Source organism: Bacillus sp. R86525 (genome assembly GCF_042466195.1).
Taxonomy (GTDB): domain Bacteria; phylum Bacillota; class Bacilli; order Bacillales; family Bacillaceae_G; genus Bacillus_A; species Bacillus_A nitratireducens.
The window spans coordinates 415,187-436,665 of sequence record NZ_JAXHPX010000007.1 but is presented as its reverse complement, the minus strand read 5'-3'; the positions used below and the strand labels follow the sequence as shown (position 1 = coordinate 436,665).

General features: G+C 37.4%; 22 protein-coding genes and 1 pseudogene. 5 read left to right on the top strand and 18 right to left on the bottom strand.

From position 1 onward, the window contains the following. Window positions 1-10: 10 nt before the first annotated feature. From uvrB to SJY24_RS04485, 9 genes and pseudogenes are all read right to left on the bottom strand, one after another. Window positions 11-1,987 (bottom strand): excinuclease ABC subunit B, encoded by a 1,977-nt coding sequence (uvrB, locus tag SJY24_RS04525; RefSeq protein WP_377863891.1) that lies wholly within the window; start codon window positions 1,985-1,987, stop codon window positions 11-13. Window positions 1,988-2,137: 150 nt separating this feature from the next. Then, window positions 2,138-2,570: pseudogene (locus SJY24_RS04520) on the bottom strand (DUF4362 domain-containing protein). A gap of 46 nt (window positions 2,571-2,616) precedes the next feature. Next, window positions 2,617-3,237 carry a hypothetical protein gene (locus tag SJY24_RS04515; protein WP_377863890.1) on the bottom strand — a complete coding sequence of 207 codons (621 nt, stop codon included), beginning with the start codon at window positions 3,235-3,237 and terminating at the stop codon, window positions 2,617-2,619. Next, the gene (locus tag SJY24_RS04510; RefSeq protein WP_377863888.1) at window positions 3,234-3,995 is read right to left on the bottom strand and encodes a MerR family transcriptional regulator; all 762 of its coding nucleotides are present in this window, start codon (window positions 3,993-3,995) and stop codon (window positions 3,234-3,236) included. The genes SJY24_RS04515 and SJY24_RS04510 overlap by 4 nt, the downstream gene beginning before the upstream one ends. Window positions 3,996-4,094: 99 nt before the next feature. After that, complete coding sequence (locus SJY24_RS04505) at window positions 4,095-4,322, bottom strand: hypothetical protein (protein WP_377863887.1); 228 nt, start codon at window positions 4,320-4,322, stop codon at window positions 4,095-4,097. 105 nt (window positions 4,323-4,427) lie between these two features. Continuing rightward, window positions 4,428-4,649, bottom strand: a complete 222-nt coding sequence (locus SJY24_RS04500; RefSeq protein WP_002089582.1) for a hypothetical protein — start codon at window positions 4,647-4,649, stop codon at window positions 4,428-4,430. Between the two features lie 17 nt (window positions 4,650-4,666). Beyond that, on the bottom strand, window positions 4,667-5,056 hold the full coding sequence (locus SJY24_RS04495) for a hypothetical protein (RefSeq protein WP_377863886.1): 390 nt from the start codon (window positions 5,054-5,056) through the stop codon (window positions 4,667-4,669). Window positions 5,057-5,067: 11 nt separating this feature from the next. After that, window positions 5,068-5,265 carry a helix-turn-helix transcriptional regulator gene (locus SJY24_RS04490; protein WP_002068313.1) on the bottom strand — a complete coding sequence of 66 codons (198 nt, stop codon included), beginning with the start codon at window positions 5,263-5,265 and terminating at the stop codon, window positions 5,068-5,070. 122 nt (window positions 5,266-5,387) lie between these two features. Then, window positions 5,388-6,410 (bottom strand): YeiH family protein, encoded by a 1,023-nt coding sequence (locus SJY24_RS04485; protein WP_377863885.1) that lies wholly within the window; start codon window positions 6,408-6,410, stop codon window positions 5,388-5,390. Window positions 6,411-6,562: 152 nt separating this feature from the next. On the opposite strand from SJY24_RS04485, the gene SJY24_RS04480 reads away from it, so the two are divergent. The 4 genes from SJY24_RS04480 (at window position 6,563) to abc-f (ending at window position 10,325) form a co-directional block, all read left to right on the top strand. Next, on the top strand, window positions 6,563-7,456 hold the full coding sequence (locus tag SJY24_RS04480) for a LysR family transcriptional regulator (protein WP_377863884.1): 894 nt from the start codon (window positions 6,563-6,565) through the stop codon (window positions 7,454-7,456). 51 nt (window positions 7,457-7,507) lie between these two features. Then, window positions 7,508-7,876, top strand: a complete 369-nt coding sequence (locus tag SJY24_RS04475) for a MerR family transcriptional regulator (RefSeq protein WP_002016114.1) — start codon at window positions 7,508-7,510, stop codon at window positions 7,874-7,876. Window positions 7,877-7,880: 4 nt separating this feature from the next. After that, on the top strand, window positions 7,881-8,426 hold the full coding sequence (locus SJY24_RS04470; protein WP_377863883.1) for a flavodoxin family protein: 546 nt from the start codon (window positions 7,881-7,883) through the stop codon (window positions 8,424-8,426). 264 nt (window positions 8,427-8,690) lie between these two features. After that, window positions 8,691-10,325 carry a ribosomal protection-like ABC-F family protein gene (abc-f, locus tag SJY24_RS04465; protein WP_377863882.1) on the top strand — a complete coding sequence of 545 codons (1,635 nt, stop codon included), beginning with the start codon at window positions 8,691-8,693 and terminating at the stop codon, window positions 10,323-10,325. 133 nt (window positions 10,326-10,458) lie between these two features. On the opposite strand, the gene SJY24_RS04460 is transcribed toward abc-f, so the two are convergent. From SJY24_RS04460 to SJY24_RS04450, 3 genes are all read right to left on the bottom strand, one after another. Beyond that, on the bottom strand, window positions 10,459-10,770 hold the full coding sequence (locus SJY24_RS04460) for a heavy metal-binding domain-containing protein (protein ID WP_377863881.1): 312 nt from the start codon (window positions 10,768-10,770) through the stop codon (window positions 10,459-10,461). A 65-nt stretch (window positions 10,771-10,835) separates the two neighbouring features. Continuing rightward, window positions 10,836-12,551, bottom strand: a complete 1,716-nt coding sequence (locus SJY24_RS04455) for an ABC transporter ATP-binding protein (protein WP_012261982.1) — start codon at window positions 12,549-12,551, stop codon at window positions 10,836-10,838. 372 nt (window positions 12,552-12,923) lie between these two features. Then, window positions 12,924-13,679, bottom strand: coding sequence for an arylamine N-acetyltransferase family protein (locus SJY24_RS04450; protein ID WP_107887213.1), 756 nt, complete (start codon window positions 13,677-13,679; stop codon window positions 12,924-12,926). 149 nt (window positions 13,680-13,828) lie between these two features. Between SJY24_RS04450 and SJY24_RS04445 the strand changes: the two genes are divergently transcribed. Continuing rightward, window positions 13,829-14,710 (top strand): LysR family transcriptional regulator, encoded by an 882-nt coding sequence (locus SJY24_RS04445; protein WP_377863880.1) that lies wholly within the window; start codon window positions 13,829-13,831, stop codon window positions 14,708-14,710. A gap of 71 nt (window positions 14,711-14,781) precedes the next feature. Here SJY24_RS04445 and SJY24_RS04440 read toward each other — a convergent pair whose 3' ends face one another. The 6 genes from SJY24_RS04440 to prfB form a co-directional block, all read right to left on the bottom strand. Continuing rightward, window positions 14,782-15,966 carry a PDZ domain-containing protein gene (locus SJY24_RS04440; RefSeq protein WP_377863879.1) on the bottom strand — a complete coding sequence of 395 codons (1,185 nt, stop codon included), beginning with the start codon at window positions 15,964-15,966 and terminating at the stop codon, window positions 14,782-14,784. Between the two features lie 95 nt (window positions 15,967-16,061). Further along, the gene (locus tag SJY24_RS04435) at window positions 16,062-17,498 is read right to left on the bottom strand and encodes a S41 family peptidase (RefSeq protein WP_483861723.1); all 1,437 of its coding nucleotides are present in this window, start codon (window positions 17,496-17,498) and stop codon (window positions 16,062-16,064) included. A gap of 118 nt (window positions 17,499-17,616) precedes the next feature. Next, window positions 17,617-18,510, bottom strand: a complete 894-nt coding sequence (gene ftsX, locus SJY24_RS04430; protein ID WP_000645024.1) for a permease-like cell division protein FtsX — start codon at window positions 18,508-18,510, stop codon at window positions 17,617-17,619. After that, entirely contained in the window at window positions 18,500-19,186 is a 687-nt protein-coding gene (ftsE, locus tag SJY24_RS04425) for a cell division ATP-binding protein FtsE (protein WP_000594330.1), read from the bottom strand. Before ftsE ends, ftsX begins: the two co-directional genes overlap by 11 nt. 323 nt (window positions 19,187-19,509) lie before the next feature. Continuing rightward, window positions 19,510-19,833: a cytochrome c551 gene (gene cccB / locus SJY24_RS04420; RefSeq protein WP_000727963.1), complete on the bottom strand. Its 324-nt coding sequence runs from the start codon at window positions 19,831-19,833 to the stop codon at window positions 19,510-19,512. A gap of 458 nt (window positions 19,834-20,291) precedes the next feature. Then, window positions 20,292-21,390 (bottom strand): peptide chain release factor 2 gene (gene prfB, locus SJY24_RS04415; RefSeq protein ID WP_128856293.1). Its coding sequence is split into 2 segments (ribosomal slippage): window positions 20,292-21,317 and window positions 21,319-21,390, totalling 1,098 coding nucleotides; the frame shifts between segments, so codons are not numbered across the junction. Window positions 21,391-21,479: the final 89 nt, after the last annotated feature.

Genomic DNA, 21,479 nt, shown 5'->3' with positions numbered 1-21,479 from the left:
CTCACTCTTTTCACCCTTCCGCTTTTAATTCTAATAGTAAATCTCTTAATTCAGCTGCACGCTCGAAGTCTAACGCTTTTGCCGCTTCTTTCATCTCTGCTTCGATCTTAGCTATTGTTTTCTCACGTTCTTTCTTCGTCATCTTCTTAGCAGGAGTTGCTTCATATGTTTCCGGTTCTTCAGACGCTGTCGTCGCACGGATTACATCACGAACGCCTTTTTGAATCGTTTTCGGCGTGATACCATGCTCTTCATTGTAAGCTTCTTGTATAGTACGACGACGCTGCGTTTCTTCAATTGCAATTCCCATTGATCTCGTTATGCGATCTGCGTACATAATAACGCGGCCGTTTTCATTACGCGCCGCACGACCAATCGTTTGAATTAACGAACGTTCTGAACGCAAGAATCCTTCCTTATCTGCATCTAAAATAGCTACAAGTGATACTTCTGGAATATCTAATCCTTCTCGTAATAAGTTAATACCGACAAGTACATCAAACTTACCAAGGCGAAGGTCACGGATAATTTCAATACGTTCTAACGTTTTAATTTCAGAGTGAAGATAGTTCACTTTAATTCCTACATCTTTTAAGTAATCCGTTAAATCCTCTGACATCTTTTTCGTTAAAGTCGTAATTAATACACGTTCATTTTTTGCAATGCGATCTTGAATTTCTCCTAATAAATCGTCAATTTGACCTTCAATTGGTCGTATATCAATTGGTGGATCTAACAGCCCTGTTGGACGAATAATTTGTTCTATTACTCCCGGTGCCTGCTCTAACTCGTACGGTCCTGGCGTTGCCGAAACGTAAATAACTTGATTCGTTTTCTCTTCAAACTCATCAAACGTAAGCGGTCTATTATCTAAAGCTGACGGCAGACGGAATCCATGATCCACAAGCACTTGCTTACGCGCTTGGTCTCCGTTATACATCGCCCTTACTTGCGGTACCGATACGTGTGACTCATCCATGACAATTAAGAAATCCTCTGGAAAATAATCTAAAAGCGTATACGGTGTTGAACCTGCTGGACGAAGTGTTAAATGACGGGAATAGTTTTCAATTCCTGAACAAAAGCCCATCTCACGCATCATTTCTAAATCATAGCGTGTACGTTGTTCTATGCGCTGCGCTTCTAACAATTTACCGTTATCATTTAATTCTTTTAAACGTTCTTCTAATTCTTTTTCAATATTTTCAATAGCGACCTTCAACTTTTCTTCACGTGTAACGAAGTGAGATGCCGGGAAGATTGCTACATGATCACGTTCTGCTAATACTTCACCCGTTAATGCATTTACTTCTCGAATACGATCGATTTCATCACCGAAAAATTCAATTCGAATACAATGTTCGTCGAGTGATGCCGGGAAGATTTCAACTACATCTCCGCGCACACGGAATGTACCACGCTTGAAATCAATATCATTACGTCCATACTGTACATCAACAAGTTCACGAAGCAATTGATTACGATCCTTTTCCATACCAACTCGAAGTGAAACAACTAACTCGCGGTATTCTTCCGGAGAACCTAAACCGTATATGCAAGACACACTCGCAACGATAATAACATCATCTCGTTCAAATAAAGAAGACGTTGCCGAGTGACGTAATTTATCGATTTCATCATTAATTTGCGCATCTTTTTCAATAAATGTATCCGTATGTGGTACATACGCTTCCGGCTGATAATAATCGTAATAACTAACAAAATACTCAACAGAATTGTTAGGAAAGAAATCTTTCAACTCACTATATAACTGTCCTGCTAACGTTTTATTATGAGCCATTACAAGTGTTGGCTTCTGCACTTCTTTAATGACATTTGAAATCGTAAATGTCTTACCCGTTCCTGTCGCTCCAAGCAACACTTGCTTTTTCTTACCACTATTAATTCCCTCTACAAGCTTCTCTATCGCTCCCGGCTGATCACCTTGCGGGGAATACTCTGAGATAATTTCAAATGGATGTTCCAACTAAAAACCGACCTCCTCATAAAAATCTGTATTATTATTTTACCACGAATGCTCATAAAAAACCTAAAAAAACGAACAGATATTCGGTAAAACTTTCGACAATATATACATAAAAAAGGAAGGAATAAATACTTCCTTCCTCTACTAACTCTATTTTTTAAGTACATATAATAAGTCATATCCATTGCGCCCATTTTCATTCGTACAATCTATTAACCTATATGCAGTTTCTGATTCACGTTGCTCTTTAACAATCCTTTTACAACTATCTTTATGTAACCCTTTATGGTCACCAGCAAATTGATCTTGCCTATTATCAAACACATAAAGTATATCTGTCCCACTATGCTCTAACGTTTGAAAAACAGGATCACCTTCATGTGTATAATGTACAATTCTTATTTTATCAACTTCCCCTTGTTCCACATTCAAAACGAACTTTTCGAATTTATCTAGATTAGAAATTTCTGCCCCCCTTTGCAACGACATCATTCTTCTTAACAATTGCACTGTTAGGTTGTGAGCATGCTACTAAACTAAAGAGAAATAAGCATATAAAACCTGTTCTTTTTCCTATCGTTATCCTCTCCTATACAAACTATTGGTATACTAGAAAAAGCTACTTTCCTCTATGAAAGTAGCTTCTTGTTTCCTTTCTCCTTCTTCGGAAAAATAACATATGAAAATGAAATCGCAGTATCTGCTAAAAGAATAATAGCCCATACTCGGCTTACACGGCTTGCTGTTTTATTTAAAACGATTCCTGACTCTAACCAATTTCCCCACTGTTCTACTGGAATAAGCCCATACATGAAGAAAAAGAATATATGAACCGCAACAAACAAAATAAGATGTAAAACCCAATTTTTTATTTCCTGCTTCGCATGCGCCATCCCTGTTACTTCAAGTGGTTCTTCGATAATAGGCGCCGGTTCATTCCGCCACTTCGCAACTAATTTTTGTACATATATATCTAATTTCTTCAAATCCTTTTTCCCATAAAAAACTGCATATAATAAAATGATTACCGTAATGATTTGAAAATTAGAGAACTTCCCTGTTTGATAATAGTCCACTACCCCTAAAGTTAAAATAAACACTTCATTTATGAGCAGCACAATCCCCATAATAAAGCTCGCCTTTTTCAAGCGAAATCCATACCTTAGTACAAAAAATCCGACAGCTGATAGCCAAAATACAATCTCCGCACCAATTAAAAAATACCATCGATATTCTGCGAGTATACTCATTTATTCCTCTCCCTTTCATCATATATACGAAAAGCCTCATCCATATATACTAGAAGCTCTTCCTCAATTGGATACATACTCATTTTTTGTGAATCTTCTTTTGACTTTCTTACTTCCCACAATTTATCTAAAAATACTTCGTCACCATTTGCCATCTCTAAACACTTCTGCATTAATTTCTTTGTTGCACCTTGCACCTCATCACATGATGCTTCCTTACCATCTTTCATAAAGTTACGTAATTGCCTTAATAAATCTACCCATTCTAAAACATTTGGGTCTTCTTCACTCATGTTCGGCAAATTATGAAGCAACTTTTGTTCTCCCTTAGAAAAAACTTCATTTTGAAACATCTCACGTATTCGCGGAGACTGTTTCGAAAGCTGAATGAGTTCAAACATAACTTTCCAATCCAATTCCCCTTCCACATCTACTGAATAAACAACCGCTTGTAAAATACGTTCCATTCGATTAAATTTTTTCTGTTCTTCTTGTACAAACTTAAGTTGCTTTTCAAGCGATACTTTTAAATTGAGCTCATCCGTTATTAACATATTCGTAATCTCTTTTAATGAAAAACCCATTTCTTTTAAAAATAAAATTTGCTGCAAACGAACAACGTCTCTCTCGCTATATAACCGATGTCCCCCATCAGTTTTCCCACTCGGCTTTAATAACTTGATTTGATCATAATATCGTAACGTCCTTACTGTAACCCCTGTTTCCCTCGTTAGTTCTTGAATTGAAATCAACTCCATCACCTCTTCTCCTTCATTATAAAAGGTGACGTAACGTAACTTTCAAGTAGTTTGTAAAAAAATACAAAAAGCTGTTTATACCTTTTGTATAAACAGCTTTTATGGAAATAACCCCTTTTGTATAGCACGCCCACAAGATAAAATAATTGCCCCAACAACAATACTTGTTGCTGTTTTATGATAATGCGCTAAAACTAATAAATAGTATGATAAACCTACAGCGCCAATCATAATACATAAACTTGGCACTGGATTACGAGAGAAGTTTTGCATCCCCCACAAAAGTGCAAATATAGCCGTCGCAACACATAATACCGCTAATCCCATCCCGTTTCCCCTTTATATATTTATTTGATTTCCCTTGTTGCTAATACACTCGTCAATGCCATGCTAAAGATAAGCTCCCTATAAACCTTATAACCTCTTGCTTACTCATACGTGATCAGCCTCTTTTTGATTTCTATATTTCCATTTCGGCCAATAGTTCACAAAGAAATAAACAAATTGTCCTAATACAAATAAAACAAACGGCATGCCCGCATTTCCATAAACAATTAAATTGTACAAACTCCATACCGCTAAACTCATTGTTAAAAACAACCCTAAATATTTAAACGCTTTATCCGATTGAAATCTCTCAAACTCATCTTGCATTTTCATTCCTCCTATCGCTATGCTCGTTTCCCCGCCATTGCTCCTATGATGAGACTACCAGCAAATAAGAAACTACATACAATAAATATTTCTGGCGTAGGTATGACATCTCTGCCTACGAATTTGCTCGCACCAATGTAAACAATAAGAAGGACAAATGCGAATATAAGCGAGACATTTACATGCCTTTTTATATTTTCATTTACTCGCTCATCTATATCTGGAAGTTCTTCTTTTTTGTACTTACACTTTTTGTAATACACATACACTGTTAAAAGTAGAATTGCTAAAATGTTACTAACTATTAGCGGTAACATCGGTATAGATGGGTCCATAATACGAACTAAAACGTCTCCTCCACATAATCCTAAGACAGTAGTAATATACAACTTTTTAGTATCGTTCATTTTCTCTCCCCTTACTCCAGCGTAAATATTTCCTCTACCTTCATCTCAAAATATTTGGCGATTTTTAGGGATAACTCTAGACTCGGATTATAGTGATGGTTCTCAATTGCCACGATTGTTTGCCGCGTCACTTGCATCGCCTTTGCCATTTCAATTTGCGTTATATGATGTTGTTTTCGTAATTCCTTAATTTTATTTTTCACACCCATAGGCTCCACCTTCAAAAGTAAAGATATCTTTACTTTAATTATAAATATTTTCCAAATGCAAGTAAAGATATCTTTACAAAAAAAGGTAAAAAAAGAGACATCTATAAGATGCCTCTTTGCTACTACATAAATCCTAATGCATATACAAGAACGTACCCAAGAACAGATAAGCAAACCGAGCCAATCAACCCTGCCACGAATGCCCTACTTCCTAATTTGCGGAACGTTTTAAACTCTACATTTAAACCGAGTCCTGCCATTGCCATTGCAATAAGCATGTACGCAATTACTACAATGTATCCGGCAACAACTTCTGGGATAATCCCAAGCGAATGCACCGCACTCATTGCTAAAAATCCAAAGATGAACCAAGGAATCGGAAGGTCGCGCCACGATCTTTTTTCCTTGCTTTCCTCGCTCTTACCAAACCATAATCCAATTAAAATCGCTACTGGCACAAGCATCGCTACGCGCGTTAATTTCACAATAACCGCGATATCTACAGCCGTGCTACCACCTGGCGCTGCAGCCGCGATAACGTGAGCAATTTCGTGCAGCGTCGCCCCTGAGAACACGCCGTAACCGTAGGGTGAGAAACCAAGCACTGGGTATAATAGCGTATAAATAAGTGTAAATATTGTACCTAAAATTGCAATAATCGCTGCCCCAACTGCCGTTTCTTCATCTTTCGCTTTCACTTGTGGTGCAATCGCGACGACTGCGGCCGCACCACAAATTGCCGTCCCGCATGCTGTTAAAATTCCCAGCTTCTTTTCTACTTTAAATACTTTCGTTAGTCCATATACAACGAAAATTGTAAATGTAATAACAACCGCTGCGATGACCAATACTTTCGGTCCTGCCTTCGCAATATCTACAAGATTCAACCGCATTCCAAGTAAGATAATCCCGAAGCGAAGCAACTTCTTACTCGCAAAGTTCGTTCCCACTATCGCTTCTTGAGGAATCCCGATTGTCGCGCGCCAAACCATCCCGATTAGAATAGCGATTACTAATTGTCCCATAATATTTAAAAATGGAAGCTCTGCTAAATATTTCGCTGCGATTGCGATTAATAACGTAATCCCAATACCTTGCGAAAATCCAAGGCCCTTTTTCTTTTGTATAACAAGTGTTTGTTCCACTTTGTACCACCCCAATAATCGTATTGGAACATGCATGTTCTTTCTAGTTACATTATAAGAGAGTTTTAATAATAAGTTTAATATCAATATTGAATCCTTATCATCAGAAATACTTATGATAAAATAAAAGCAAAAATAAAGGGGCCTAACAAATGAACGTAGGCATTTTAAAGATCTTTGTTACTGTCGTTGAACAAAAACATTTTTCGCGCGCTGCGGAACTATTAAACCTTTCACAACCCGGCGTTAGTATGCACATTCGTAACCTGGAAAATGAATTTGGGACTACACTTATTCAGCGGTCCCCAAAGCACGTCCAAGTTACGGAAGCTGGAAACATATTATACATACACGCAAAACAAATGCTCTCACTTTATGAAGATGCAAAACAAGAAATTAACGAACTGCATAACGTCGTAACAGGAACACTTCGCATCGGTGCTAGTTTTACAATTGGTGAATATTTGCTTCCAAAAATACTCGCTAACTATGCGAATGAAAATCCACACGTCGAAGTTCATACATTTATCTCAAATACAGAAGAAGTTTTGCAAAGCCTTCGCTCTAATCAAATTGATATCGGCTTAGTGGAAGGCCAAGTCGTATACGCTGACGTAGATGTTGAAACTTTTATGCAAGATGAAATGAAACTCGTAGTCCCACCAAACCATCCATTGCTCCATATCAAGGGGATTAACGAAAATACATTGCAAGACCAAGTCTGGGTATTAAGGGAGAGCGGCTCTGGCACACGTGCCTATAGCGATCGCTTTATACACCAACATCATTTAAAAATGAAACGCTTCTTTACATTTAGCAGTATTCAAAGCGTGAAGGAAGCCGTTGCAGCCGGTCTTGGCATCGCTATCCTTTCAGATTGGACTGTTCGAAAAGAACTGTTGGCACAAGAAATATTCCACATCCCTGTTCCGAATGAAGAGCTAATCCGTCCATTCTCCATCGTGCGCGGCAAATATTTTATCCCATCTAAAGCTATTCAAGTCTTTTTAAAACACGTAGATTCTTTTGCGAAAAAACAGAGTTGACCTTCACATTAGTGTGAAGGTTTACAATACATGTAAAAGGAGTGAAACGCATTGCGAATTGGAGAGTTATCAAAAGAAACTGGGGTTAGCGAAAGGGCACTAAGACATTATGAAGAAAAGGGATTACTCCCTTCGAAACGCCTAGCAAATGGCTACCGTGATTTTGATGAAAGTGCAATCGAAAAAGTAGAGCTGATTCAAATGTACTTGCAAATCGGCTTAAATTTAGAAGAAACAGAACGAATGCTACGTTGCCTCGAAATCGAGCCGCATCTTTACGAAAATCCGTGTAGTAGTATCCTTGCACTTTACGAAGACAAACTTGATGAGGTAACGAAGCAAATCACATTACTTTCCAACATCCAAACGAATTTACAAAAACACGTTTCACTCCTAAAACAAGCAAAAGAAAAGGGATGATTACATGTTTGTTATACATGGCAGTTCAAGACAAAACGGAAATACGGAAGCTTTAACACATATGGTGATTGATGGGATTGAAACAGAACAAATTTACTTGCGTGATCATATTGTCCATCCAATCATAGATCAGCGCCATGATACAGAAGGGTTTCAACCTGTAAATGATGACTACGGGCAGTTAATTGAGCGCATGCTAGAGCACGACACGATTATTTTCGCTACACCGCTATACTGGTACGGAATGAGCGGCCACATGAAGAACTTCGTTGATCGCTGGTCACAAAGCTTGCGTGATACATCTCTTCATTTCAAAGAAAAAATGAAAGGCAAAAAAATGTACGTTGTCATCGTTGGCGGAGACAATCCAAAACTGAAAGCATTGCCGCTTATCGCCCAGTTTCAATATATCTTTGATTTTGTTGGTTCATCATTTGAAGGGTATATTATTGGGGATGCGAATGGACTAGATGAAATCAAGAACGATGCTGAGACGCTGGCAAAAGCACAACTGTATAATAACAAATTCAAAAAAAACAACCGGAAATAAGTTTGACAAACCCATTTGTATGCGCATACAATAAAAATAATATTATGAAAGGAAGGTACTTTGACCAATGAAGTTCTAATTCTCTTATTTATTTCATCCATCACAAATAGTGAACAAAAATGATGAAAACTAGCAGAGGATTAGTCTGTCCATTTGTCGATACTTTCTTTCGATACGATCATGTAAAAAATCGTTTATTTATGTACGATTTTTACATTGAAGGGCGACGTTTATCCTCTCTAGTGAAACTAGGGAGGTTTTTTTATGACTATTTTAATCGCACGTAATATCGAAAAGAGCTTTGGTGATCGCACCATATTTACGTTACCATCACTAGAAATTCAAGCAAACGATCGTATAGGAATTGTCGGAGTCAACGGAGCTGGAAAATCTACGTTATTACAAATATTAAGTAAAGAAATAGAAGCTGACAAAGGCACAGTAACTCATCATAGTTCTATCGCCATCATTCCTCAGCTTAGCGAAGAAATACCGGAAACCGCTTCTTCCCTCGCTAAAGGAAAATGGAATATTTCAAGTGTCGCAAATTCAATGAGCGGCGGTGAACGAATGCGCCTAAAGATCGCACATGCCCTCGAACAAGATGCAGGCATTCTATTTGCTGATGAACCAACAAGCCACTTAGATATGTTTGGTACAGAGCAATTAGAAAAGGCATTTTTATCTTATAACGGTGCACTAGTTTTAATATCGCATGATCGTGATTTTTTAGATGCCATATGTACAAAAATCATCGAAGTTGAAGACGGTACTATTCAAGAATATAAAGGTAATTATTCAAACTATCGAAAGCAAAAAGAACGTGAGCGAATACAAAAGCAAGCAGAATATGATCAATATATACAAGAAAAAAATCGGTTAGAACAGTCAATTTCACAAAGAAAGCAACGTGCTTCTAGCATGACAAAAATCCCAACACGGTTCAGTTCATCTGAATCTAAACTTTATAAGTGCAGCGGGGCTCATGGGCAAGAAAATGTTAGCAAAGTAGCGAAAGCACTAGAAACACGCCTTGAAAAGTTGGAACAGAAAGAAAAACCGAAGGACTTTTCTCAAGCTCAGTTTGACGTACAATACCACACACCGATTCATAGTAAAGCAGTTGTTCAGTTTAATAAAACAACGAAGAAAATAGGGGATCGCACATTATTTAAAAATATAAATGGAACAATTGTCCCTGGGGCAAAGCTTGCTATTTTAGGGGCAAACGGAAGCGGAAAAACAACTTTGTTCAAAATGCTTCTCGCGAACGAGCGTGGCATTCAGCTTTCGAAAAGTTGTAAAATTGGATACTTTGAACAAACATTATCTATTTTAAAAACAGATAAAACAATTTTAGAAAACGTTCTAGAAGAAACAAACTATACAGAATCGTTCGTTCGAACAATACTTGCAAGGCTCCTATTCCGCCGTGAAGATGTTCATAAACCTGTGCACGTCTTAAGTGGTGGAGAACGCATGAAGGTTGCACTCGCAAAAGTATTTTTAGGAAACTATAATATGCTTCTGCTCGACGAACCGACAAACTATTTAGACTTGGCAACGCAAGAAGAATTAGAAAGCATGTTACAGGAGTATCCTGGCACAATATTTTTCATTAGCCATGACCGTGCCTTTATTCGTTCTGTTGCAAACCATATTCTACAAGTAGATGAGAGCGAACCAAGAATATTCCACGGCAATTACGAGCAATACACAAAAAGAACCACCCAAGCTTCTGTAAACGTTACTGAACAAGAATTATTACGATTACAAACAAAATTAACAGAAATCATCAGCCGGATTTCTATCCCAAATCAGCATGATGACATCGTATTTCTCGAACAAGAATACGAAAAATTATTAGTTCGAATTCGGCAGTGTAAAGAAGCGCTCTAATGTCTTCCCCCTATATCGACGGGACCTTCCACATTTCCCAAGAAATATCGAGGCTTCGACATAGAATATCACCCTACCTATCATGTTAGGCACAATAACAACAAAAAGCCGTGCACCAGCACGGCTTTTCACTTTATATACGGACAGCAGTCCCACTCACCGCAACCATTAGCATTCCTTCGCGAACTACTTCGTAGTCCACGTCGATACCAACAATGGCGTTCGCATTTTTTTGTCTTGCGAGAGTTTTCATCTCTTCCATTGCAATGTCGCGCGCTTCTTTTAATTTACTTTCGTAGGCGCCTGCGCGACCACCGACAACGTCACGGACAGAAGCGAAAAGGTCACGCACGATATTTGCACCCATGATTGCTTCGCCATTAACGATATCGATATACTCAATAATTTGTTTCCCTTGAATTGTAGAAGTTGTTGTTACAATCATGCTTTGTAGCCTCCCAAATAAGATTTCCACTTACTTATGGTGCACTAATTCAGCAGAAATTATATTTACGAACTAAACTGCGCCTCATACAATCGGCTGTAACCCTCGCCTCGTTTGATTAGTTCCTCATGTGAACCTTGTTCTGCAATACCGTCTTTATTTACAACGACGATGCGATCTGCATTTTTAATAGTTGCAAGCCTGTGAGCGATAACTAATGTTGTACGGCCAACAGATAGTTCTGCAAGTGATTTTTGGATAGCAAGTTCTGTCTCTGTATCTAGCGCAGAAGTTGCTTCATCTAAAATTAAAATTGGCGGGTTCTTCAAGAACATACGGGCAATTGCCAAGCGCTGCTTTTGTCCTCCTGAAAGTTTCACACCACGCTCACCGATAACTGTATCTAAACCGTCTGGTTGCGAGTAAATTAAGTCCTCTAGCTGAGCACGTTTTACCGCCTGCCAAATTTCAGATTCTGAAGCTTTTAAGTTTCCGTAAGCGATATTTTCACGAATTGTTCCTGAGAATAAGAAAACATCTTGCTGTACAATTCCGATTTGCTTACGAAGTGACGATAACGTCATCTCTTTGGTGTCAATGCCATCAATTTGAATTGATCCAGATGAGTGTTCATAAAAACGAGGTAATAAACTACATAGTGTTGTTTTCCCTGCCCCTGATGGTCCAACGAAAGCAACTGTTTCACCTGCATGTATTTTCAAACTAATATCGTTTAAAATCGGCTCTTTATTTTCATATCCGAACGTAATGTTATTGTATTGAATATCGCCGTGTACATGTTTAACTTCTATTGCATCTTTAGAATCTACAATATCCGGCTCTGTTTCCAGAAGTTCTACATATCTTTTAAAACCAGCGATTCCTTTCGGATAACTTTCAATAACCGCATTAATTTTTTCAATTGGGCGGAAGAAAATATTCGTTAATAAAACGAATCCAATAAATCCACCGTACGTTAATTCACCTTGCAGAACAAACCATGTACCACATATTAATACAAAGAGTGTTACAAGACGCATCAGCATATAACTAATCGATGAATTTAACGCCATAATTTTATACGCCATTAATTTTGTTGTACGGAAACGAGCATTATTTACAGCAAATTGCTCTTTCTCAAACTTTTCATTTCCGAATGCTTGTACAACGCGGATACCACCTACATTGTTCTCGATACATGCATTGAAATCAGCAACGTCTGAGAATAAACGTCTAAACGTACCTGTCATTTTTTTATTGAAGTAAAGTGCCAACCATAATAAGAACGGGATTACGAAGAATGTTAGAAGCGCTAACTTCCAGTTAATCATCATCATAAATGAAAATGCTCCAACTAAAGTCATAATGGCAATGAATAAATCTTCTGGTCCATGGTGAGCAATTTCCCCAATTTCCATTAAATCGTTTGTAAGACGTGAAATTAAATGACCTGTTTTATTATTATCAAAAAATCTGAATGATAGCTTTTGAATGTGATCAAATAATTTCTGCCTCATATCTGTTTCAATGTTAACCCCAAGCATATGTCCCCAATATGTAACGACGTATTGCAAACCTGCATTTAACACATAAACTACGAACAAGCCGAAACAAGCCCATAAAATAAGCGTCCAGTTTTGTCCTGGTAATAACTTATCAATAAATTGATTTACGATAAGCGGGAAACCAAGTTCGAGTAAACCTGCGATAACTGCACAGGAAAAATCGAGTACGAATAAACCTTTGTACGGTTTATAGTAAGAAAAAAATTTACGTAGCATATCTTTCCTCCCTTTTCCAAATTAAAAGACTCTCTAAATGATAACCATTATCAAATAATTATTCAAGTTATCCGTCTATGAAACTAAAAAAGTGAGAAAATCTATAAAAAAGCCTAATCCCTCATTTATATCAATGAGAAATTAGGCTTCATTTATATATATTACTTATCGTATTCAAATAAATGTGCCCACTTATAGCGTGCGATCCTTCTATTTTTTCACAAATACATCTTGTGAACAATTCGAAACTTGTAATACCTTCGACACACCTTTTGCTTTTCTACGTTCTTATCCGTTTATTTCCCACTGTGCAATAAACAGTTTAACTTGTAGATCTAAAGTTATATATTAACCCTCCCTAAAGTTTCCCCACTACATTTGGATTTGGAAATAGCGACGAACAGTTTCTTCAATCTCATGCTTTTCTAGTTTTTCTTTTGTTTTTTCTTTTCCATCAACGATAATTAGCGTGTCTCCTAACAAAGTGATACGCCCATTTTCTGTCACTCTTGAAAGGAAATACATCTTGTTGAACATTGATTCTGGAGCTGTTTCAGTTAAGACACAGATTGGATGAATGTTCAACAAGTTCCATTTATGGGAAGGCTGCTCAAATCGATATAGAATCTCCCATTCACCATCAGTCTTTTTTTGCAGATGATAAAACGATGTTGTTTCATCTTTATTTACTCGGTAAAGGCCATCACTATCTACAACTTCCTCTCCATTCAGCGGAACAGGAATTCGTGGCGAATTACCGCCCATACCTACATCCACCAAGTATTCTTTATTATCAATTGGTACGATTATGAATAAGTGAGCATTTTCAAGAGCCCAAATTCCTTCTCTTACATATACAGTTCCTGCCATAAGATACGGGTCAAAACCTAATTCTTTTAGCAGAAAATAAAATATTCCGTTTAACTCGTAGCACACGCCACCCTGCTTCGCATGAACAATTTTTTGATATAAATCTTCTTCACGCAAAGATAGCGGTTTTCTTGCCAAAATATCAAGATTCTCAAAATGAACGTTGAGTACATGTTGTTTTTGAAGATGAGATAAGTAAGGGAAACTTACCTCTCTTTTTTCAGATTGAATATGTTCTAAATATTTTTGAATATCCAAAAATCATCCACCTCATTTTTTTATTTATATTTCTTTTTATAATGTTTCTTTTCACACTCATATTATAAAATTGATTATTGATAAACAAAAATATAAAATAACTATCATATTAATAACTTTGAGTATATAAGAGAAGGTGAACACATTTTATGGAATTACTGCAGCTCAAGTATTTTAAGACAGTCGCTCGTACGGAACATATAACAAAAGCGGCACAGGAACTTCATATCTCCCAACCAGCTTTAAGTGTTACTATCGCTCGATTAGAAGAAGAATTAGGAGTTCCCTTATTCGATCGAGTCGGGAGGCAAATTCGTCTAAACACTTTCGGAAAAGCTTTTCTCAAGCAAGTAGATACAGCCCTTGAGGCACTGGAAGTAGGTAAACGACAAGTTACAGACATGGCTGGATTAGAACGTGGAAGTGTTTTAATAGCTACTACGACCTTAAATCGAGTATCTGAATTACTAGCACCTTTTTTAGACTTATATCCACATATTAACTTCCGCATAACGCAGGCATCCACAGAAGAATTGAAAGTTCAACTCCTTGAAAAAGGCGAAATCGACTTTTGTCTTACTCCTTCACCTATTGATCGACTAGGAATCTATAGTCTTCCATTAATGACCGAAGAGATTGTACTAGCTGTGCCGAGTACACATCGTCTCAAAAATCGCCACCGTATCAAGCTAAGTGAAGTAGCAGATGATCCGTTCATCTCCCTAAAGCCAGGATACAGCTTCCGTGAAATTACAGACAAGTTCTGCAGGCGGGCTGGGTTTACGCCCAATGTCGTATGTGAAGGGGATGAACCTGCAGCCATCAGCGGCTTAGTACGCACCGGTCTTGGTGTTGCCTTTTTACCAATTGCAGCAAAAAAGGAATTACCCCCACTGACGCTTCTCCATATTGAAGAGCCCATTTGCCATTGGACGCCTCATTTAGTGTGGAATGAAAAACACTACTTATCACTTGCTGCACAAACGTTTCGCGAGTTTGTTGTACAACATTATGCTCAAGTAAAACCGTAAATTGTAACAAAAAAGAAGAGTCTGTATAACATTGTAGTTATACAGACTCTTCTTTCATTTCATTTTAATGATTATATAGCTTCCGAATCCCACTCATGCTCCTGCTGAATAAACACAACACCTAATTCGTGATGGCCCCCGGCGTATAATGCCGTTTGAGCAAGACGAAGCTCCCCATTTGTATCTAATACTTCTAATTTACAAAATGCTCCTGTTGTCTTCGTTTGAAGCGCATCATAAAACTCTTCTGTACTTCTTGGAATGACTCCATTTACTTTCGTAATAACTTCTCCAGGCTTTAAATGCATCTCTGCCCCAATTGTATTCGGAATTGTATCTAGCACAACGAGCCCATCATTACGTGCGGCAAAGTACGCCGGCCTTGTCTCATCCGCAATTTTCTCTTGCATTGAAATTGTGAAACGCCCAAGCATTGCAACTCCCATCGCGATTATCGCGAATACGTGCCACCAATAACTTGCGATTCCTAAAACGAGCACGAGTCCTGCTAGTCCATATACACGTCTTCCTGTAAATAATAAAGCTTCCTTCGGCTCATAACTTCTAATCTTTCTCATAAATCCAATTAAAAATGGAACGAGGAATAAAGAGTATGTAGTTGAACCTATTGAAACGACAGGCCACCAAGGAATAAATCCTGTCACTGCGTCTCCTGGTATAAGAATAAATACTGGTACAAGCCATAGACGATTTGATTCATGTAGTCCAATTCGTAGCCCACGCTTACCTTTTTTAATTTTCGGCGTAGAATATCGTACTGCATTTTTAGAGATTAATAAACCCTCTAGAACGAGCATAACGCCTAGTAAAATAGCAAGGGATACAATCGTACCCTCTTCACCTTCTCCAAGCTGTAAGAAGGAAACTGGCATCTTAGACGATAACAACACGAATGCAATAGCGATACCGAACGTATACGCTACAGATAAATATCGATACATAGCAGTTAATCCAAATAATAACGTCCAAAGTAAAATTGCCCATAAACTCGCTTTCGAAACGACAAGCCCGAGCCCGATCGTAATAATAGATACGATTAATCCGTACCCAATACCTGCAAATAGAGTTGTTCGCAGTTCAAACCAAATATCATATACTTTAAAAGAAAAATCTTTTCGTTCTCTTAATATACGTAAGTATCCAACGAAGATACTACTAATTAAAAATACATAGACAGCAGGGTGTAAGAAAAAACGTCCAACTGCTCGTAGTATTTCAAAAAGCCATGCCTCCACGAATTCATTCACCACCATTTATATCATTCTTTCTTTTTATCTTATCATATTTAACACATAAAAAAATACAGGCATCAAAGTGCCTGTATTCTTTCTTATTTCGCTATTAATTTCAATGCCGTTTGTAATTGTAAATCGTTTTCTCCAGAACGGATTTTTTCAATAATTTTATTTTGAATTGCTTCAGCTGTCTTTTTATCAAGTTGCCCTGTCGCTTCAATCTCATTTGCATTTTGGAACGCTTTTAGTGCTGATTCTGTCTCTTTACTAAAGTATCCATCTTCACGACCAGGTACATATCCTAAGCTCTTAAGCATTTCTTGCGCGTGTTTTACTTGCACATCATTTGAATTGTATGAAAGTGTCTTTTCAATTTGAAGTGGTGTCGCGTGATAATAATCTGGTTGCTTCACTTCTACAGTTGGCGCGATTCCTTTTTTATGAATCCAATTACCGTCCGGTGTTAACCATTTAAACATCGTTAATTTAATGTTGCTGCCATCTTTAAATGGAACAGCCTGCTGAACAGTACCTTTACCAAACGTTTTTTCACCAATTAAATCGTATCCTTCTCCTTCTTTTAGCGCACCAGCTAAAATCTCTGAAGCAGAAGCACTTCCGTTATCAATTAATACTGAAATTGGATATGATTTTCTCTCTTTCAATTCCGTAGAGAATTTCTTCTTCTCACCATTTCGCTGTTCTACTTGCAACATTGGCTTTTTATCTGTCATGATTTCTCCTAGTATGTCTTCTACACTATTTAAATAGCCACCAGGATTGCCACGTACATCAATAACTAAGCCTGCAATATTTTTCTTCTCTAATTCTTTCAACTGATCCTTAAACTCTTTCGCAGTATTTTCAGCGAAAGAAGTAATTTGCATATAACCGATATCTTTTCCGCTCTCTTTCTTTACTGAACTAAATACAGTGAAGATTGGAATCTTTTCACGCTTAATTTTAAATACGATCGGATCAGCTACTCCTGCGCGCTTAATTTCAATTGCAACAGTCGTTCCTTTTTTACCACGAATTTTCAATACTGCTTCTTCACGTGATAAATCTTTCACACTATTTCCATCTACAGATAAAATTTGGTCGTTCGGTTTAATTCCTATCTTTTCTGCTGGTGAACCTTTAATCGGCGATACGATAATAAGCTTACCGTCCGTCTTGTTCACTTCAGCTCCAATCCCTTCAAGCTCAGGATCTAGTGACTGACTAAACTGTTTTGCCGTTTCTTTATCCATATACGTGGAATAAGGGTCCTTCAGCGTAGACAACATGCCTTGTATTGCACCTTCGACTAACTTGTCGTCTTTCACGTCTTCCACATAACGTGAATCGATTAGTGCATACGCCTCATTAATTTTTGCCAAATTCCCTTGCGCTGTGCTAGCATTGCCATTCGACATCGTTTGCGTTACATACGCTGGATTTATTCCAAGCCAGTACATACCGCCAAACATCCCGCCAGCACCAATTAAAAATGCAACAACCATTCCAATAATTGCAACTCTACGTTTCAATGCGGAATTCCCCTTTCCAGAACACACAGGTGGTGTAGCAAAAGGCATCACACGATGTGTGATGCCTTTACCTATTTCTACTATATGATAAGCTTGTACGAATTATGTTTGCAACTTTTTATACTTTTAAGAAGCGACGAATTGACATTACACTTCCCCACATACCAATTAATGCACCGATTAACACTAATAAACCAGCTAATTGGAATACGAACGGGTTGTATGGTAGAAGCTCGAAAATTGTTCCGCCAAGTTTTTCATTAAACACACCTTGCAATGAATTATATATAACTAAAATTACTCCGATTGGAATAATTGATCCTAATACTCCTAGGAATAATCCCTCTAACAAGAACGGCCAACGAATAAACCAGTTTGTTGCACCAACAAGTTTCATAATTTCAATCTCAGTACTACGAGCATAAATTGTAATTTTAATTGTGTTAGAGATTAAGAACATCGCTGTGAATAGAAGACCAGCAATTAACGCAATCCCGATATTACGACCAGTTTTTACAGTATCAAATAATTTTTCAACTTGACCTTTACCATATTGAACATTACTTACAAACTGCATTTTCTCAACCTTTTTCGCAATCGCTGCTGTATCAGTCGGCTCTTTCGCCTTTACAACAAATACGTCTTTCAGTGGGTTATCTTGCTCAAATAATTCGAACGTTTTTCCACTATCGCCTAAGCTTTTAATTAAACGTTTCAACTCTTCTTCTTTAGAAGAATATTTAATAGAATCTACTTTCGCAATTTTACTCATATCTTCTTCTAATTTCTTTTGATCAGCTTCTTTTGCTGCTGGATCAATATGCACACGAATTTCTACATCTTGCTCTACTTTCGTCGCAAAATGGTTCATATTCATAATCGCTGTTAAAAAGACACCTACAAGTAATAATGTAACTGTTACTGCACTTACAGAAGCAAACGTCATCCATCCGTTACGGGATAGATTTTTCACACCTTCTCGCAAATGTCGACTAAGGGTTTTAGCCTTCATATCCGTATCCTCCCTCAATCTCGTCTCGAACAATTTTTCCGCCTTCAATTGCAATTACACGATGACGAATTGTATTTACGATATCTGCGTTATGTGTCGCCATAACAATCGTTGTACCACGCTCATTAATACGTTTAAAAATCTTCATAATATCAAGAGCTGTTTCAATATCTAAGTTACCTGTTGGCTCATCGGCAATTACAACCTTTGGCTTATTTACAATCGCTCTTGCAATCGCCACACGTTGTTGCTCTCCGCCCGAAAGCTCATTTGGAAGTGCATCAGCACGCTCTTCAAGACCAACAAGACCTAATACTTCTGTAACGCGCTCACGAATCGCATCTGGTTCTTCTTCAATTACCTCTAAAGCAAACGCAACATTCTCATATACCGTTAATTTAGGTAGTAATTTAAAATCTTGGAAAATTACGCCTAATTGACGACGGAAATACGGAACATCTCTTTCTGCTAATGTTTCAATTACAAGTCCATTTACATTAATTGATCCTGTAGATGGCTTCTCTTCACGATACATCATTTTAATAAATGTAGATTTTCCGGCTCCACTCGGTCCAACTACGTATACGAATTCACCTTGTTTAATGTTAACTGTGAGACCAGCAATGGCTTTCATACCATTTGGGTACTCCTTATAAACATTCGTCATTTTTATCATTATTTATCACCCAATACTTAATGATTTTTTTCGAAATACTTTTCTGTACATTTGAAAATAAAAGAATAACCTTATTCTCGCTTGACCATTCTTGTTGAAGGTAGCTTCCATACATGCTTTTTATTAGCAACGCTACTCTATGTAATATATTTCATCAAAATTCTACAAACCTCATTGTAACATCAATCGGTTTCCAGTTCGGATACAATTTTGTTACAGTTATGTTACATCCCAAAAAAAAGGTAAACGAGCTAATGTAATTGCTTAACCCAAAGCGCTTTTCGGTCAAGTTATACAATCAGCTCGTTTATTAATTACGTTTCTTATTTATGTTCAGCTAACCACTCAGCTACTTTTTTCGCATCTTCACCTTGAATAATTCCTGGTGACATTGAACCGCGACCTTTTTCAATAATTTTTTCAATCTCTGCTGCGTCGTATTTCTGTCCTACTTTTCGTAAATCGGGTCCAGTTGCTCCTGATAAATCTTTAGCGTGACAGCCTATACAACTTTTTTGAAAAATTTGTTCTGCACTATCTGTACTTGCAGATTGTTTCGAAGGTTTACTTTCTTCTTTATTTCCACATGCTCCTAAAGCAAAAACGACTGATGTTCCTAACGCAATAGCCAACAATTTCTTTTTCACTTCTATCGCTCCCCATTGTTGATATTATTTTCATTCATAACTAGGCAATAGTCCTCATAACACACTCAATATTCATTATAAGCATTATCTTTATATAGAAAAACTAAGGTGTATTTCATATTTTTTACAAATATATCGAGAAGCCTAATAAAATAAAGCTTTCACAAATTGTTTCAATTCTGTGAACACCTTAGAAAGTTCTATAAAGAACCTCTTTCTTCAAAGTAAATCAAAAAAGTTCTATATAAGATCCTACTCTATTACCGCTTTGTTTTACTATTCTCTACTTTTTACAAAACAATATGCAGCGTTGTATTCTACATATAATCTCATCAAAAAGAGAAGTTGTCGTTTTCAACTTCTCTTCCTCATTATTTCATCAATATAAATAAGATAAACCTCTTTATATCCACTTTTACCTCAGCATGTGCCAACAATCCTGTTGGCTTTTTCTCTTATTAAATACGAGAACGTAAATACGCATCAATAAATGGATCAATTTCTCCATCCATAACCGCTTGTACGTTACCCACCTCTGTATTTGTACGGTGATCTTTCACAAGAGAATACGGGTGGAATACGTAAGAACGGATTTGGCTACCCCAACCGATTTCTTTTTGTTCACCACGGATTTCATCTAATTGTGCTTGTTGTTCTTCTAATTTCTTTTGATATAATTTTGCTTTCAACATTTTCATCGCATGCTCACGGTTTTTAATTTGAGAGCGTTCTGACTGACATGTTACAACCGTATTTGTCGGTGTATGCGTAATACGAACTGCTGAATCTGTCGTATTAATGTGCTGCCCACCAGCTCCACTTGCACGGTACGTATCAATTTTCAAGTCTTCTGTACGCACTTCAATTTCAACTTCATCATTGAACTCAGGTACAACTTCACAAGATACGAATGATGTATGACGACGGCCGGAAGAATCGAACGGTGAAATACGTACAAGACGATGTACACCTTTCTCTGCTTTTAAGTAACCGTAAGCGTTATGACCTTTAATTAATAAAGTAACACTCTTAATACCAGCTTCATCACCTGGTAAGTAGTCAACCGTTTCTACTTTAAATCCACGTTTTTCAGCCCAGCGTGTATACATACGTAATAACATAGAACCCCAGTCTTGTGACTCTGTTCCACCTGCACCTGGGTGTAATTCTAAAATAGCGTTATTTTTATCATAAGGATCGCTTAGCAGTAACTGAAGCTCATACTCATTCATCTCTTGAATTAAAGTTTTCACTTCTGACTCTAATTCCTCATGTAAATCCTCATCATACTCTTCTTTTAACAGTTCATGCGTCATTTCTAAGTTTTCGAACGTCTCATCTAACTGACGGAAACTTCCAACCATATCTTTCAGCGCATTCGCTTCATTAATTACAGCTTGTGCGCCTTGTTGGTCATCCCAAAATCCTGCGCTCATCATTTTTTCTTCTAACTCTGCAATTTGCTTTTCCTTAGTAGGAAGGTCAAAGAGACCCCCTAAAAGCCGCTAATCTCTTAGCCATTTTTTCTAATTCTTGCCTAATTTCTACTAATTCCATTTCCTTCACCTCTATGTAATTGCTGTTACTTTCATATGAAAACAAGGGAAACTCTCTCCGCTTATTACGGAGAGAGTTTAATCCTTTTT